We start from the raw sequence: 14882 nt of genomic DNA, 5'->3' as shown, positions 1-14882 counted from the left end.
GATGGTCGGCACAAGCTGGTGCCGTTCCTGATGCTGCCGCTGGCCGACCTGCGGTCGGACTTCTGGCCGACGACGTGCCGGACTTGCGTGGATTATACCAACAGCCTCGCCGATATCACGGTGGGCTACATGGCCGGCGAGGGCGACCAGTGGTTGCTGGTACGCAACGAACGCGGCAGCGAACTGCTGGCTCTGCTCGACGACGAGATCGAGGTAAGGCCGGTCGGCTCGAAGGGCGACCGGACGGGGCCGGTGAAGGGCTTTCTGGCCAATACGGTGCTGGCGGCCGGCGGCCTGCCGTTGCGGCGGATGCCGAACTGGCTGCGGCCGATCGTTGGTCGGTTGATGCCTTTGGTCGGGCCGAAAGGGCTGGAGTTCGCCCGTGCGCGAGTCGAGATGAAGGCGCTGGAAACCGTACTGTTTCTGCGCCGGCAACGGCCAGGGATGATGAAGAATATGATCCCGCCGCATGTCTGGACGCTGGCTGCCCGCTATGGGCTGGCGCCGGAAGACGGCGAACGCAAAGATCGGCCGGAATAAAAAGGGCCGGCGCTGGAAAGCACCGGCCCAGTTTTTCTCGAGGGAAACGCTCGAGGGAAGGTCGGGTCAGGCCGGCTTCTTGGCCCAGGCCGACATTTTCGGTTCCGGCGCGCGCGGCACCGGCTGGCCGGCAGGAACCGGGGCTGGCTTTTGCTGGCGTGCATACCATTCGAGGCTGGAGAGAGAGGGTTCTACCCATTCCTTGGGAGCTTCGAGATACAAAGGATAATTCTTCTCGACATAGGCGAGGGTCTTCTTGTCGATGATGTCCAGGCTGTCGCCGGCGCCCATGAACGTGTTGTAAATGCAATGGCCCTCGGTGGGGCCCATCAGCATCCACGGCAGCCAGGGGGTGACGCGCGACCAGGTGCCGGCATAGTTGATCGAGGTGACCTTCGGGTTCTGCATGTCGGCCCATTTGATCTGGTGCAGGAAGGTTTCGGTAACCTGGTTCATCGGATTGCCGTTTTCCCGCGGCCACTTTTCGGGCGGCAGCGACGAAGGATAGAACAGGTTGATATAGGCAAACAGGTTAAGGGTTTCGCCTCTGCGCTGCCAGTTGAGCAACAGCGGATCGCGGTTTTCCTCGGCCTTGATAAGGCCCCCATAAGCCGGAGGCTTGGGCGCAAACGGCGTGATCAGCTGGTTGAACGGATCATTGGCAATGGGAACGACCTTCACCGTCTCATTGAGATAGGGGTTGGTCCACTCCTCAATGATCTCGCCCGTTTTCAGGTCGGTGTAGAAGCCGACTTCACGCAGCACCTTGCGGTAGCCCTTGCCGCCCTCATAGGGCAGCAGCTTCGCGCAGCTCATCATGGTAAAGCCGCAAAGATCACGTACGATCTCTCCCGGACGTACGCCCTGCACGATGCCTTGCGCCCAGCCATATTTGGTCGATTTCATGTCGGTGTTGCCATTGATCCGGGCGAGGGCCTCCATATTGCCTTCACCGGTCGTCAGGTCGAGATACGGGCCCTTCAGCGTCGACGGATCGGAGGTGCGGATCTTGGCCATCGCCGGCGCCGCTGCTGCCAGCGCTGCCGTGCCGATGATGAAATTACGTCTGTCCATGGCTCACTCCCTGCAATGCACCGACAGGGGACCACCGCCGGGCTTCCCCTGCAAGAGTTGAGGCGATAGACTGTTCGCCTGACGGAGATATCGGGGCCGTCACTCTTGTCGCAGGAGGGCGTGGGGACAATCAATGGCGAGCAGCGCATCATCGCATGTCGAGATGGAGGGGGGGCTTTTGCCGGCAGCGGAGCGGGACGGCAATGTCCGGTCGATCAGCCGAGGACTGGCGGTGCTGCAGGCAGTCAATCGCGGCGGCTCGGTGTCGATGATGGAAATCTGCCGCCATGCCGACATTCCTTATCCCACCGCCTGCCGGATCGTGCAGACGCTGATGGACGAGGGCTTTGTCGAGCGGGAGCCGGCGCGCAAGCGGTACCGGCCGACGGCGCTGGTGCGCACGCTGGCGATGGGCTTTCAGGACGAGGATGATCTGGTGGCAGTGTCCCGGCCGCATATCGTCGAGCTGACCCGCAATCTCGGCTGGCCGATCTCGATCACCTCGCGGGTCGGGCCGATGATGATGGTGCGGGATACCACCCACAAGCTGACCAGCCTGACGCTGCACAACCATGTGCCCGGCTATACGCTGCCGATCATCGAGAGTTCGAGCGGCAAGACCTATCTGGCCTGGTGCGATGCCGAAGAGCGCGCCGGTGTGCTGCAGGGTCTGCGGCAGATGGACGGGCCGGCGGAGCGCATGGCGGTGCTGCTGACCTCCAGCGAGCGGATGCTCGATGAGATCAGGGCCAAGGGCTATGGGACGCAGGCGCGCAACGCCTATACGCCGCAGCCGGGCAAGACCTCGTCGATTTCGGTGCCGCTGTTCAACGATCGTCGCGTCGTCGGCGCGCTGGTGCTGATCTATTTTGCCAGCGCGATCAGCATGGCCGAGGCGGAGAGCCGCTATGTGCCGCAGTTGAAGGAGACAGCGCGGCTGATCTCGGCGGAAATGGGGGCGGGCGCGCTTTATCCGCCGCCCCGCTATGCTGCGTGACAGTTTCGCAACACCGCCGAAAATTGGACGGTAAACTCTCCACCTAGCGGATAATCTGTCGCAACCCCTCATCAATGTTCTGCAAGGCGTGATGCATATTGCTGATCGACGCCGTGCTGGGGGATGCACAGGGTATCAGGCAACGGCGACAGTATAACAGGAGGGTGTATGACATTTCGGTCGATGTTGATCATGGGCGCGAGCCTGAGCGTTCTAGCCGGCGAAGCGGCGATGGCGCAGGCGGCGGCGGAAGCCGATGACGCCATTATCGTGACCGCGCGGCGCGCCAACGAGCGACTGCAGGATATTCCGTTGAACGTTTCGGTGATCAATGCCCAGCAGATGCGTCGCCAGGGCGTCGACGACATGATGGACATTGCCGAACGGACCGTCGGCTTTGCCTTCGAGGCCATCAGCCCGATCGTCGTCCAGCCAGCCATTCGCGGCCAGACCAACCTGCGCACCACCTCGCCCGTGCAGAACGTGCCGATCAATATCGACGGCATCTATCTGCAGCGTGGCTATATGGTCGATAACAGCCTGCTCGAACTGCAACAGGTCGAAATCGTCAAAGGCCCGCAGTCGGCGCTCTATGGCCGCAACGCCTTTGCCGGTGTGGTCAACATGACCACCCGCGCGCCGAACCTCGACGAGATCGAGGCCGAGATTTCCGGCACCATCGGGAATTACGACCGCTACGATGCGCGCGGATTTGTCAGCCTGCCGATCATCCCCGGCAAGCTGGCCGTTCTGGGCGCGATCGCTCATTCGCAGTACGATGGCAGCTGGGAGAATGGTCACCCACTGGCCGATGAAAAGGGCGCCAATACCCGCGGCAACCTCGGCGGCTGGAACAAGGAGAGCTACCAGGTCCGCGTCATCGCCAAGCCGACCGACTCGCTCACGCTGGATGCCCTGTACATCCGCACCGAGCGGCAGATCGATCAGGTGCCCGGCTATGCAGCGGGCACGATCGGTCTTGCCACGCTGGAGAACACGTTGAACGCCTCGCCAGTCACGGGCTTCGATGGCCGGCAGAATCGGCTTCTGGTTGGTGAACTGCCGGCGCTTCCGGTTCTCAACCCAGGCGAGAACCGGCCGGCCGGGCTGCTGGTCGATCCGCGCGCCTTTGGTTTGCGTGGACCGACGGAAGTCGTGTCGGCGAAAATCGAATGGGCACCAGAAGGCGACTGGACCGCGATGTATCAGTTCGGTTTCACGCGGGCCGCTGTTGATGCGCGCGGCAGTCCGATGCGTAATCCGCTGATCCCGATCGGGACATTTGGCGGTGCCCTTCCTGCAAATTCGGTACTGTTCGATTCGTCCGGCAGCGATTCAAGCTTCCGGGGCTGGAGCCATGAAGTGCGGTTCAGCTATACACCGAGCAGCACGTTCAGGGCGTTGTTCGGTGTCAACTATTCCAAGACATCGGATATCGAGTCGAACGGGTCCGAAGTTGCGCCGATCCTTTCACTGGTCGAGCCCAGCCCGAACTTTTTCTTCCCGATCGGTCCCGGACTGCCTTTCCCCAGCAGCTTCCTGCAGCGCAATACCAACCTTCTCCGCGAAGAAAATATCTACAGCGGCTTTGCGTTCCTTGGGTTTACGCCCAGCGACCAGTTGGAGATCACGCTCGAAGGCCGCTATACGATCGAGGACCAGGTCAATTTCGACCGGTTGACCCGCGAGCCCACCAACACGGCAATTCAGGCGCTGGTGCCGCCGCGTCAGGCGCAAACGCAGCAGTTCTTTACGCCGCGCGCCTCGATCACCTACCGTCTCTCGCCGGACAACATGATTTACGCCTCGGTTGCCCGCGGCGTTAAATCTGGCGGGTTCAACGGTTTCGTACCTTTCGTGCCGCAGCGCAGCTACGATCCGGAAACTAACTGGACGTATGAAATCGGTACCAAGAACCAGTTCTTCGACCGACGCCTGACGCTCAATATGGCCGCTTATCACACTCGTTGGCGCAACCTCCAGACCAACGGCGTCCGCCTGCAGGCCAATGGTACGGCGCCGAGCTTCACGGCGATTGTGCCGTCACTGATTGAAAACATCGGGGGCGTTGATGTCTGGGGCGGTGAAATCGAAACGACCTATCGGGCAACCGACTGGCTGACGTTCGACGCCGCTGCGGCCTATACGCGCTCGCGTTATATCGACGGTACCACATCCCAGCGCTTCGGTGCCTCGGGGAACTGCGATGGGGTGGTATGCTCCTATATTCCGGATCCTGTCATCGGCCGCGTGTTGCCGATCGGCGGCAATCAGGTCGAGCGTATCCCCGCTTTCGACGCTGTGGTTGGGGCGAGCTTCAACGGCGATATGGGCAGCAACAGCAGCTGGTTCGGGCGCATTGAAGGGACGTACCAGACCAAGCAATATGTTGACGAGGCGAACCTGGCCTTTGTGCCCGATCGTCTGCTCCTTAACGCAAACCTCGGCTTCGAATTCGACCGGTTCACGATCAATGGCTGGATCAAGAATATCGCGGACAAGAAATATGTTTCGTCCTCGCTGTTTTTGATTGGTACCGGCGGCGCCGGCTCTGCCTCCTATGTGCCAACATTGGGCGAGCGCCGGACGTTCGGTCTGACCGGGACCGTCCGCTACTGAGCCTGTTCCCGGTGGCCGCGCGGGCGGCCACCGGGGGCTTGGTTGACCTCGACCGAGGGCTGGCTGACAACGGCTTCCGGCTTTGCGGCAAAGGACCCTGCGTGACATCTGGCACCCACCCTGATCGTTCCAAATCGTCTCGGGGCCTGCGCTTCAGCAGGCGCACGCTGCTCGCGGCAACAGCGGCCGGGCTGGCCCTGCCGGCGCGCGCGATCACCCCCGTCGATGGGGTGCGGGCGCGCGAAACCAGCCTGACGCTGGCCGATGGCCGGGTCGTGCCGATCAATATCTGGGCGCCGGCCGTCGGCGGGCCACATCCGCTGATGCTCTTTTCGCACGGCGCCAACAGCCGGCCGGACAAATATGAGAACCTCGCCCGGCCGCTCGCTGCCGCCGGCTATGTCGTTGCCGCGCCGACGCATGCCGACAGCCCGGACCATCCGGGCGGCGGCAAGATCGAGCAGGCGATGGCAACCGGCATGCGCATGCAGGACGTGCGGGCGATGATTGCGCGCCGGGCCGAGCTTGGCGCCAGTGCCGGCAAGGTGATTGCCGCCGGACATAGCTATGGCGGGCTGGTGGCACAAATCCTCTGCGGCGCCCGGTCGCCGGCCAGCGGTACCGCCACCGATCCGGTCGATGCCGATGTCGTCGCCGCTCTGGCCTATTCGCCGCCAGGCGAATGGCTGCCGAGCGTGCCCGGGGACAGCTGGAAGACAGTCAGCAAGCCGATGTTCGTCCAGACTGGCACCGCTGACATGCTGCCCGGCCTGGCGCCGGACTGGCGGGCGCACCGGCTCAGCTTCGATACGACGCCGGCGCCGGCGGTGCTTTTCGTCGGCGAGGGCGTCGACCATTATTTCGGCAATCTTATCTGCCGGCCGGAGCGCACCGAGCCGCCGCAGCGGGTGCAGCTGGACAGCGCCATCGCCGTGTCATTGGCATTTCTGGAAAAAGTGCGCGGCGGCCAGTCGCTCGACGGCCTCAAAAGTCTCGAGACCCCGATGGGCTGGGTTGAGGTGCGTTAGACCGCCGCCGGGCCAATGGTGACGGTGCAGTCCGACAGGCCGTCTATCGAGACGACAAGCGTGTCGCCCGTCGTTACCGCGCCAACGCCGGCGGGGGTGCCGGTGTAGATCAGGTCGCCCGGCTGCAGCGCATAATAGCGGCTGATATGGGCAATGACCTCGGGCACGGTCCAGATCAGCTCGGCGAGGTCGCCGTCCTGTCTGGTATCGCCATTGACCGTCAGGGCGATGCGGCCGGTGGTCGAATGGCCGACATCGGCCGCGGCATGGATCAGGCCTAGCGGGGCGGCCTGCTCGAAATTCTTGGCGGCGTCCCAGGGCCGACCCTTGTCGCGCGCCTCGAACTGGACGTCGCGGCGGGTCATGTCGAGGCCGGTGGCATAGCCATGGACATGCTCGAGCGCGCGCGCAGCCTCGATGTTGCGCCCGGCCGCGCCGATCGCCACCACCAGCTCGGCCTCGTAATGGAAGTCGGCGGTCATTGGCGGATAGGCGATGGTGGCGCCGGTCGGCACCACGGCCTCGGCCCATTTGGTGAAGAAGAATGGCGGATCGCGGTCATCCATCCCCATTTCGCGCGCATGGGCGGCATAGTTGCGGCCGATGCAGAACAGGCGGCGCACCGGAAATAGCCGGCCATCGCTGGTGGCGGCGAGGACGGGCGGTGGCGGGGCGAAGAGCATGTCCATCGCCGGGGCATATCCGAAAGCGGCGGCTGGACCAAGGCGCGACCCCGGTTAGCCGGCTGCCTTTGCAAGGCTGCGGAAGGTGACCGACCAGCGCGGGGCCGTCATTGGGGCGATGCTGTGTTCCCATAGGTGGCGGGCTTCGTCGGACAGGCGATAGGCAGCGCGGGGGTCGAGCGGCAACGTGCTGCGCTCGAAGCCGCGAGCGGCGCGGCGGCGGAAGCGCATCACCGCCGGGGCGCCGAGCGAGATGCCGACGACATGGTCGAACACCGGGCGGTCGCGGTGCCAGCCGATCCCGGCGCCGGGATCGTAGCGCGTCACCAATGCCTGGGCGAGATCGGCCTCGGCCAGGCCGGCGAAAGTGGCGGCGCGGGCGCGCAGCGGCATCAGCACGTCGGGCATCGGGCGCGCCGGCGCGAACTGTGCCGTGTCGAAATCATAGTGCCAGCCGAACGACGCGGTCTGGCGGTTGCCCAGCCAGCCATGGAAGCGGAACGGCGCCAGGCCAAGGGCGTCCAGCGCCGGGATCAGCGCCGCCTCCTCGGCTTCGGTGATCAACGCCGCCTGAACGTCCAGGCCGGGCAGCAGGGCCGGCGTGAACAGGTCTGGCTGCATGGCTCAGGCGGCGAGGCTGTTGCCCATCGAGCGCGCGGCCTCGGCGATGCGCTGGAAGGAACGAAGCCGGTCCTGATGATCATAGACGTCCGAAACGATCATCAGCTCGTCGGCGGCGGTTTCGGCGATCAGCGCAGCGAGGCCGGCGTTGACGGTCGCCGGCGAGCCGATGATCGAGCGCGCCAGCATTGACGAGGCCTGGGCCTTTTCCGCCGGCGACCAGTAAAGATCGATATCGTCGATCGGCGGCTGGCTGAGCCCGCGGGTGCCGCGCAGCAAGTTGGCGAACGACATCTGCTGGCTGGTGGCGAGGCGCCGGGCCTGGCTGTCGGTATCGGCGGCGATGATGTTGACGCCGATCATCGCGTGCGGGCGGGCGAGTTGGGCGGAGGGCTTGAAGCGGGCCCGGTAAATCTGCAGCGCCGGCAGAAGCATGTCGGGGGCGAAATGCGAGGCGAAGGCATAGGGGAGGCCGAATTCGGCCGCTACCTGCGCGCCATAGGTGCTGGAGCCAAGGATCCACAGCGGCACCTTGGTGCCGGCAGCCGGAACGGCCTGGACGCGCTGGCCGGGCTGGGCTGGCTGGAAAAAGGCCTGGAGCTCGAGCACATCGCGCGGGAAATCATCGGGATCTGTCAGCGAGCGGCGTAGGGCGCGGACGGTCAACTGGTCGGTGCCGGGGGCGCGGCCGAGACCGAGGTCGACGCGGCCCGGGAACAAGGTGGCCAGCGTGCCGAACTGCTCGGCAACGACGATCGGGGCATGATTGGGCAGCATGATGCCGCCGGCGCCGATGCGGATGGTGCTGGTGCCGGCGCCGATATGGGCGAGGACCACCGCGGTGGCGGCGCTGGCGATACCGGGCATGTTGTGATGCTCGGCGACCCAGAAGCGTCGGTACCCCCAAGCTTCGGCATGGCTGGCGAGATTCCGCGCGTTGTCGAGCGCGGCGCGAGCGTCGGTGCCTTCGGTAACACGGACCAGATCGAGGATGGAGATATCTGTCATGGGTTGAAGATAGGGAGGCTCAGCCAGCTTTGCTATGCCCAACGACCTGATCGGATTGGTCGCCATCATGACGGGGCGCCGCCGCAGCCGAATGCGACAATGTCGCGCGCCCGTCGGGGCAATTGCAGGTCGTCGCTATCAACTGTAAAATTGGTATAAATCTACGGTCGGGTACTGGGCCAGGCTGTCAACGTGATGGACCCGAGGCTTGCAGTGACCGATGCTTCCGCTGATGCACGTTTGGCAGAGATCGACACCATGATTGCCGGACTTGGTGTGATTGCTGATCGATTAGGCAGCCGCAATACCGTGGCGCAGTATGAAGCCGATTTCGGCGATCCCGCGCGGACTCGGGCGGGCACGTCGCTCGCCGGCAGCGAGGGGCCGTTGCCGCGACTGCTTTCCGTTCGCGATATCGTGCGGATCAGCTTCAATATTCTCGATCTCGTTCCATGGGCGGTGATCGCGCAGCGATTGGCACGCAACACCCGCATCCCTGCGGACGACAACATGACCGCCTGCCTGCCCTATGCGCCGACGCTGCTCGATGCCCTGGAACTGGCGGTACGCCACGGCGAGGCGACCCTGCCATGGTGGCGATGGCGACTGGAACCGGACGGCGAGGAGTTGCGCATCGCCTATTATCCAGCCGCCCCGCTCGGCCGGCTTGAGCGGCTTTCCACCGAGCTGACGCTGGTCTCGACGCACCGGGTTGTGGAGATGTTCATCGGATCGCGCGTGGCGGCAGCCCGTGTCAACTTCGCGGTGCAGCCTGTATCCGATCCTGCGGCGCTGGCGGGGCAGCTGGGCTGTCCGGTCAGCATCGGCGGGCCGGCCAGCTACATGGCGATTCCGCAGACGTGGCTCGGCCAGCCCAGCCCCTATCATGACGCTGCGTTATGGCACGAAGGCGTGGCGCGATGCGAGGCCGATATCCGGTTGCTGCAGGATGTGCCGCTGGTCGGCCGGATACGCACCTATGTACGCGGCAGGATTGAGCAAGGCCGGGTGGCTACGCTGGAGGAGACGGCGCGCGCACTGGCCATGTCCGCGCGTTCGCTTGTCCGAGCGTTGGAACGCGCCGGCACCACGCATCACCAGATCGTCGATACCGAACGCAGGATCATCGCGCGGTCATTGTTGAGTCGATCGATGTTGCCGCTTGCGGAAGTCGCCGAGCGGCTGGGCTTTCCAGACCAGTCCAGCCTGGGACGCAAATGCCGGCAATGGTTTGGTGACAGTCCGGCACGTCTGCGCAGACAATGGCGATAAGCGAAGGCTGCTGCTGGAACCAAGGCAATTTGGCGTGAATTGTCAAATTCATGGCGGATAATGATCTCGCAAGGTAAAGAATGTTCAATTACTCACATTAGCTGTCGTCGTGGGGCGGTAGATGATGTTTGTGGTGCGCTCGGTACTTGCGATATCCTGCCTCGCTCTCCCGTCGTGCGGACAATCAACGCCAGCTAAGAAGTCGGCTGAAAGCGATGCGGCCGACAGCCCCAGCGATACCAGCGAGCCCTCCAAGGCCGATATTTCCGAATCATTTGCCTGGCCGTCGGTCATCGCCGTGATGGGCGATGGCTATCCGGGCGCCGGGGATCCTTGCCGCCGGCTCGGGGAAAGCGCCCTGACGGTGAACTATCTCGATGACAGCGCCATTCTGGTGGGATGCCCGGGCGACCGCAGCGACCCTGCCGCCGTAGCGGTGCTGGCGGCCACCGGCGGTGAGGTCATGGCAGTGGCCGAGGGAGTGACGATGATTTCCGTGCCCCAGGGAGATGCCAATGCCGGCATGTCGGAGAGGCCCGGCGGGGCGCAATAACGCCGAACAGGAAGGACGATGACGCGATGACGACCGGCGAGAGAATGATGATGGCGCAGGGGATGCGGGCGCTGGTGGCGTTGGCGCTGGTGGCGACGCCGGTGGCGGCGACGGCGAAGAGTGCCAACGAGCTGCGGGATCTGGTCGGCGCGCGGGCGGCGGGGGCGGAGAACGACCTCGAATCACGTGGCTGGGTCTCGATTTCCAACCACAGGGACGGCGACCGGAGCCAGAACTATTGGTGGAACCCCAGCCGCAAGGACTGCGTGCGGGTGACCACGCGCGACGGCCGCTACCAAGCGATCACCGATGCCGGCGCCTCCGATTGTAACCAGAAGGGGGGCAGCGACGGCGCGGTGGCGGCGGCGGTGGGCGTCGCGGCGCTAATCGGCGTGCTGGCCCTCAGTCACAAGTCGCACCACCGCGATGACAAGGAGTATCAGAACCAGAACGACTATGCCGACTTCGAGCGGGGTCATCGCGACGGCCTCTACAACCACAGCTACAGCAACGACCGCCGTTCGGATGCTTATTCGGACGGCTACCAATCGGGTGTCAACGAACGCAACCATCAGTCCAGCTATCGGCCGGAATATCGGCAGTATCGAGATGGTTACCAGAACAGCAACTATGGAGAGTCCGGTAACGGCGGCGACGACTTCTCGAGCCTCGTCGGGCAGCGGGCATCCGGGGTGGAAAGCGATCTGCAGCGGCGGGGCTTCCGCTCGGTCGACGGCTTCGAGTCCGGGCGCAATGCCAAGGGCGCGATCTGGTGGAATGGCCGTACGCGCCAGTGCCTGCAGGTGATCACCGCCGATGGCCGGGCCGACAGCGTCAACGACATCCAGACCCATCCGCGCTGCCGCTGACCGGCGCCATGCTCCGGGTCATGCGCCAGGATTTTTCCCGATGATGCCTTGGCCGGTCAGGGGCGGCGCCGCGTCAGGAAGACGGCAGGGTGCAGCGGACGGATTTTCCCGCTTGCGGGCGGAGCACCAGCCGGCGGCCGGACTTTTGCCAACTCAGCCATGGTTGCCACAAGCGGTCGGCGGCGAGGTGGAACCGGGCGACGGCGACGAGGCGGCCGCCTTCGGTAATAGTGAGCGCCTGGCCATCGCTGGCAGCGCTGCTGGCCAGCGTCCGGCCGCGCAGGGCACCGTCGCAGAGAAGCGGCAGAATTGTCTCGGCCAACGCAGCGGCGAGCACGGCCTGGCGGTCCGCATAAGCGGCAGCCAGGCAGGCGCGATGATCGGGTTTGAAGGCGCACAGGCTGCGGCGACGCTGCCAAGCTGCCTGGTCTTCCCATATCGCGCCGTCCGCCAGCGGCGGGGTTCGGTCGGCCAGCGTGGCAACCTCGGCATCGAGGGCGCGCAAGCCCGGGTCGCTACAGACCAGCGTATCGGACGCATATTGCGGCCGGGCGCAGTCGGCCTGCCGCTGTTCAAGCGGCGGGGGCACGGCCGGCTGGGACGCCGCCGAGCTACAAATGCCGAGCACCAGCAGCCATGAAGCGACTGAAAAGCGACGGGCGGCATGCTTCGGCATGGAAGTCAGCATCGGCGATCTGCAGGACGCTGACAATATTCGTCGTGCCCATGCCCCTGTTTCGCAGCAATCGGTTAGTTCGAAGGAGTTTTCGATGATCAAGCATAGCATTGTCGCTGCCGCGGCGGCCGTCCTCCTGCTTAATGCGCCGGCCGAGGCGCAGCAGCGCACCACCGTGACCTTCGCCAAAGGCACCACCAGCGCGACCTTGAAGGGTCGGATTGCCGGGGATGCCGATCACAGCTATATCGTCAACGCCCGGGCCGGGCAGACACTGACGGTCGACTTCAAGCCGAGCAATGCATCGGCCTATTTCAACGTCACCGCGCCCGGCGCCAATTCGGCGATGTTCATCGGCTCGACATCGGGCAACCGCTTTTCCGGGCCGTTGACGGTCAATGGCCCGCATGTTGTGCAAGTCTATTTGATGCGCAACGCCGCGCGCCGTGGCGAGGTCGCGAATTACAGCATCACCATCGGCGCCCGGGGCGGCCCGGCCGCCGGGACGGCGCCACGGCCGAGCCGGGATGCGCTGGTGCCGGGCACCAATTACAACGCCACAGCGGAAATCCCCTGCGTCGCCTCGGCGGGGGCACCAAAAGGCCGCTGCAAAGCCGGGGTGATGCGCATGCCGATGGGCGAGGCCACCGTGGAGCTGAAGACGCCCGATGGCGGCCAGCGTTACATCTATTTCAAGAACGGGCGGCCGACGAGCAGCGACGCCAATGCGCCGCTGCGCGCCTCGCGCCAGGGGGATGTCAACATCGTCCGAATCGGCACGGTCGAAGTCTATGAAATTCCTGATGCCTTCGTGATCGGCGGCTGATTGCCCGCCTAGGGGGATGCGACCATGAAACCAACCAGACTTGTCCTGCTGATCGCGGCAATGGCCCTGCCGCTGCCGATGTTGCTAGCCGCAACGCCCAAGCCGGCGATCGGCCAATGGGGGGTCGATATTAGTGGCCTGTCGCGGACGGTGCGGCCCGGCGACGACTTCTACCGCTATGTCAACGAGGCCTGGCTCGGCACTGCCAAGGCACCGCCGGGGGTGCCGTTCATCGATGCCTTCGTCGAGGTCTATCTGGCCACCGAGCAGCGGGTCGGCGGGATCATCGACGAGGCCCGGCAGGGCAAGGGCGCACCGGGCACCCCCGCGCAGATGATCGGCGATTATCACCGGTCGCATGCCGACACGGCGCGGCGCAACGCGCTGGGCATTACGCCGATCGCCAGCACGCTGTCGATTGTCGCCGGGACTACCGACCGCGCCGATCTGGCGCGTATCATGGCCTGGCCATGGATGGACGGACTCATTGCCGGCGGCGTCACGGTAGACGCTGATAATCCGGAGCGGCAGATCGCCGCCATCGGCGTCGGCGGCCTCACCATGCCGTCCCGCGACTATTACCTGGCTGATGCGGAGCCCTATATCGGGCATCGCCAGGCGCTGCGCGACTATATCGCGGACAGCTTCCGGCGCGCCGGCATTGCCGATGCCGATGCCCGGGCGGCCAGTGTGATGGCGCTGGAGACCGAGATTGCCCGGCGCCAGTGGACACTGGCCGAGCGCCGCGACGTGGTGCGCATGAACGATGTGATGACCCCGGCCCGACTGGCAGCCTATGCGCCGGGCTTTCCCTGGGCAGCGTTTCTGGCCGAGGAAAGGTTCGACACGCAGCCCCGGCTGAAGATCACCACCGACACCGCCGTTCGCGATATGGCAAAGCTGTTTGCCGAGACGTCAGTGGCAGACCTCCAGTCCTTCCTGCTGTTCAAGACCCTCGATGCCTGGGCGGATTCGCTGTCCGAGCCCTGGGTGCAGGCGTATTTCGATTTTCACAACAAGCGCCTGCAGGACACGCCAGAGCGTCGCGCCCCGGAATTCGAGAGCATCACCGCGGTCAATGGCGCGATGGGTGAGGAAATCGGCCGTATATATGTCGGCAAATATTTCGGTGCCGACGATAAGGCCAAGGTCAACGAGATGGTTGGCTATCTGCGCGCCACCTACCGCGACCGCATCGGCAAGCTGGACTGGATGGATGCCCCGACGCGCGCCGAGGCGCTGAAGAAGCTGGACAAGATCACCACCCATATCGGCTATCCCGATCGCTGGCATGATCGGTCGACCGTACGGATTACTGCCGATGATCTGGTCGGCAACGAGAATCGGCTCGCCCAATGGGCCGTGCAGGACAATCTGAAGAAGCTGTCCGAGCCGACGCGGAAATGGGAGTTTCCGTACAGCCCGCAGGAGATCAACGCCGGCTATAGCCCGGGCAGCAACTCCATGACCTATCCGGCCGGCATCCTCCAGCCGCCGTTCTTCGATCCCAATGCCGATCCGGCGGTCAACTTCGGTTCGATCGCGGCGGTGATCGGTCATGAGATCGGCCATGGGTTCGATGACCAGGGCAGCCGGTCCGACGGCGACGGCAAGCTGCGCGACTGGTGGAGCGCCAGGTCACGGGCCGAGTTCGAGAAGCGCACGGCAGGCCTCGTCGATCAGTTCAACCAGTATGACGCGCTGCCGGGTCTGAAGATCAACGGCCGCCAGAACCTCGGCGAGAATATCGGCGACCTCGGCGGGCTTTCGGTCGCCTATGCAGCCTATCAGACCTATGTAAAGGAAAAGCAGGGCGGAAAGGCGCCGGTGATCGATGGCTTCACTGGCGACCAGCGGTTTTTCCTCGCCTGGGCACAGGTCTGGCGCAACATCACCAGCGAGGGCGAGACGCGGCGGCGCACACTGGCCGATCCGCACAGCCCCGGCGAATTCCGGGTTAATGGCGTCGTCCGCAATGTCGATGCCTGGTACACGGCGTTCAACATCAAGCCGACTGACAAATTGTACCTGCCGCCCGAGAAGCGCGTCAGGATCTGGTGAGCGGGGGCTGTCTCAATCGGGGGGCGCGGCGAGGGCGCCGAACAACAGCCGGTGG

General features: G+C 64.6%; 14 protein-coding genes. 9 read left to right on the top strand and 5 right to left on the bottom strand.

The genetic code is table 11. From position 1 onward, the window contains the following. Positions 1-540, top strand: a 540-nt coding sequence (locus tag ACTIFJ_RS12720; protein ID WP_439534486.1) for a Coenzyme F420 hydrogenase/dehydrogenase, beta subunit C-terminal domain, incomplete at its 5' end; no start/stop codon positions are given. 66 nt (positions 541-606) lie between these two features. Here the strand turns inward: ACTIFJ_RS12720 and ACTIFJ_RS12715 are convergent. Beyond that, on the bottom strand, positions 607-1614 hold the full coding sequence (locus ACTIFJ_RS12715) for a DUF1838 family protein (protein ID WP_439534485.1): 1008 nt from the start codon (positions 1612-1614) through the stop codon (positions 607-609). Between the two features lie 133 nt (positions 1615-1747). On the opposite strand from ACTIFJ_RS12715, the gene ACTIFJ_RS12710 reads away from it, so the two are divergent. The 3 genes from ACTIFJ_RS12710 to ACTIFJ_RS12700 all read left to right on the top strand — a co-directional run bounded on the left by ACTIFJ_RS12710 (position 1748) and on the right by ACTIFJ_RS12700 (position 6258). Continuing rightward, positions 1748-2611, top strand: coding sequence for a helix-turn-helix domain-containing protein (locus ACTIFJ_RS12710; RefSeq protein WP_439534484.1), 864 nt, complete (start codon positions 1748-1750; stop codon positions 2609-2611). A 168-nt stretch (positions 2612-2779) separates the two neighbouring features. Then, entirely contained in the window at positions 2780-5230 is a 2451-nt protein-coding gene (locus ACTIFJ_RS12705; RefSeq protein ID WP_439534483.1) for a TonB-dependent receptor, read from the top strand. A 101-nt stretch (positions 5231-5331) separates the two neighbouring features. Further along, complete coding sequence (locus ACTIFJ_RS12700) at positions 5332-6258, top strand: alpha/beta hydrolase family protein (protein ID WP_439534482.1); 927 nt, start codon at positions 5332-5334, stop codon at positions 6256-6258. Here the strand turns inward: ACTIFJ_RS12700 and ACTIFJ_RS12695 are convergent. From ACTIFJ_RS12695 to ACTIFJ_RS12685, 3 genes are read right to left on the bottom strand one after another with little or no spacing between them, the layout of a single operon-like run. Next, positions 6255-6947: a fumarylacetoacetate hydrolase family protein gene (locus ACTIFJ_RS12695; RefSeq protein ID WP_439534481.1), complete on the bottom strand. Its 693-nt coding sequence runs from the start codon at positions 6945-6947 to the stop codon at positions 6255-6257. The two genes, ACTIFJ_RS12700 and ACTIFJ_RS12695, sit on opposite strands and share 4 nt — an antisense overlap. 48 nt (positions 6948-6995) lie before the next feature. Then, positions 6996-7562 (bottom strand): alpha-ketoglutarate-dependent dioxygenase AlkB, encoded by a 567-nt coding sequence (locus ACTIFJ_RS12690; protein WP_439534480.1) that lies wholly within the window; start codon positions 7560-7562, stop codon positions 6996-6998. A gap of 3 nt (positions 7563-7565) precedes the next feature. Continuing rightward, complete coding sequence (locus ACTIFJ_RS12685) at positions 7566-8570, bottom strand: LLM class flavin-dependent oxidoreductase (protein WP_439534479.1); 1005 nt, start codon at positions 8568-8570, stop codon at positions 7566-7568. Between the two features lie 195 nt (positions 8571-8765). Between ACTIFJ_RS12685 and ACTIFJ_RS12680 the strand changes: the two genes are divergently transcribed. The 3 genes from ACTIFJ_RS12680 (at position 8766) to ACTIFJ_RS12670 (ending at position 11264) form a co-directional block, all read left to right on the top strand. After that, positions 8766-9842 (top strand): helix-turn-helix domain-containing protein, encoded by a 1077-nt coding sequence (locus ACTIFJ_RS12680; RefSeq protein WP_439534487.1) that lies wholly within the window; start codon positions 8766-8768, stop codon positions 9840-9842. A 121-nt stretch (positions 9843-9963) separates the two neighbouring features. Continuing rightward, positions 9964-10395 carry a hypothetical protein gene (locus tag ACTIFJ_RS12675; RefSeq protein ID WP_439534478.1) on the top strand — a complete coding sequence of 144 codons (432 nt, stop codon included), beginning with the start codon at positions 9964-9966 and terminating at the stop codon, positions 10393-10395. Between the two features lie 26 nt (positions 10396-10421). Next, positions 10422-11264 (top strand): hypothetical protein, encoded by an 843-nt coding sequence (locus tag ACTIFJ_RS12670; RefSeq protein WP_439534477.1) that lies wholly within the window; start codon positions 10422-10424, stop codon positions 11262-11264. 73 nt (positions 11265-11337) lie between these two features. On the opposite strand, the gene ACTIFJ_RS12665 is transcribed toward ACTIFJ_RS12670, so the two are convergent. Next, positions 11338-11940: a hypothetical protein gene (locus ACTIFJ_RS12665; protein ID WP_439534476.1), complete on the bottom strand. Its 603-nt coding sequence runs from the start codon at positions 11938-11940 to the stop codon at positions 11338-11340. Positions 11941-12034: 94 nt separating this feature from the next. Here ACTIFJ_RS12665 and ACTIFJ_RS12660 point away from each other — a divergent pair, with 94 nt between their 5' ends. Together ACTIFJ_RS12660 and ACTIFJ_RS12655 are read left to right on the top strand one after the other, a co-directional pair. Then, positions 12035-12766: a hypothetical protein gene (locus ACTIFJ_RS12660; RefSeq protein ID WP_439534475.1), complete on the top strand. Its 732-nt coding sequence runs from the start codon at positions 12035-12037 to the stop codon at positions 12764-12766. A gap of 24 nt (positions 12767-12790) precedes the next feature. Next, the gene (locus ACTIFJ_RS12655) at positions 12791-14827 is read left to right on the top strand and encodes a M13 family metallopeptidase (RefSeq protein ID WP_439534474.1); all 2037 of its coding nucleotides are present in this window, start codon (positions 12791-12793) and stop codon (positions 14825-14827) included. Positions 14828-14882: the final 55 nt, after the last annotated feature.

The sequence above is a fragment of the Polymorphobacter sp. genome (assembly GCF_051860865.1).
In the GTDB taxonomy this organism is placed as follows: domain Bacteria; phylum Pseudomonadota; class Alphaproteobacteria; order Sphingomonadales; family Sphingomonadaceae; genus Sandarakinorhabdus.
The sequence above is the reverse complement of the archived record's forward strand: the minus strand, read 5'-3'. Positions and strand labels throughout refer to the sequence as shown.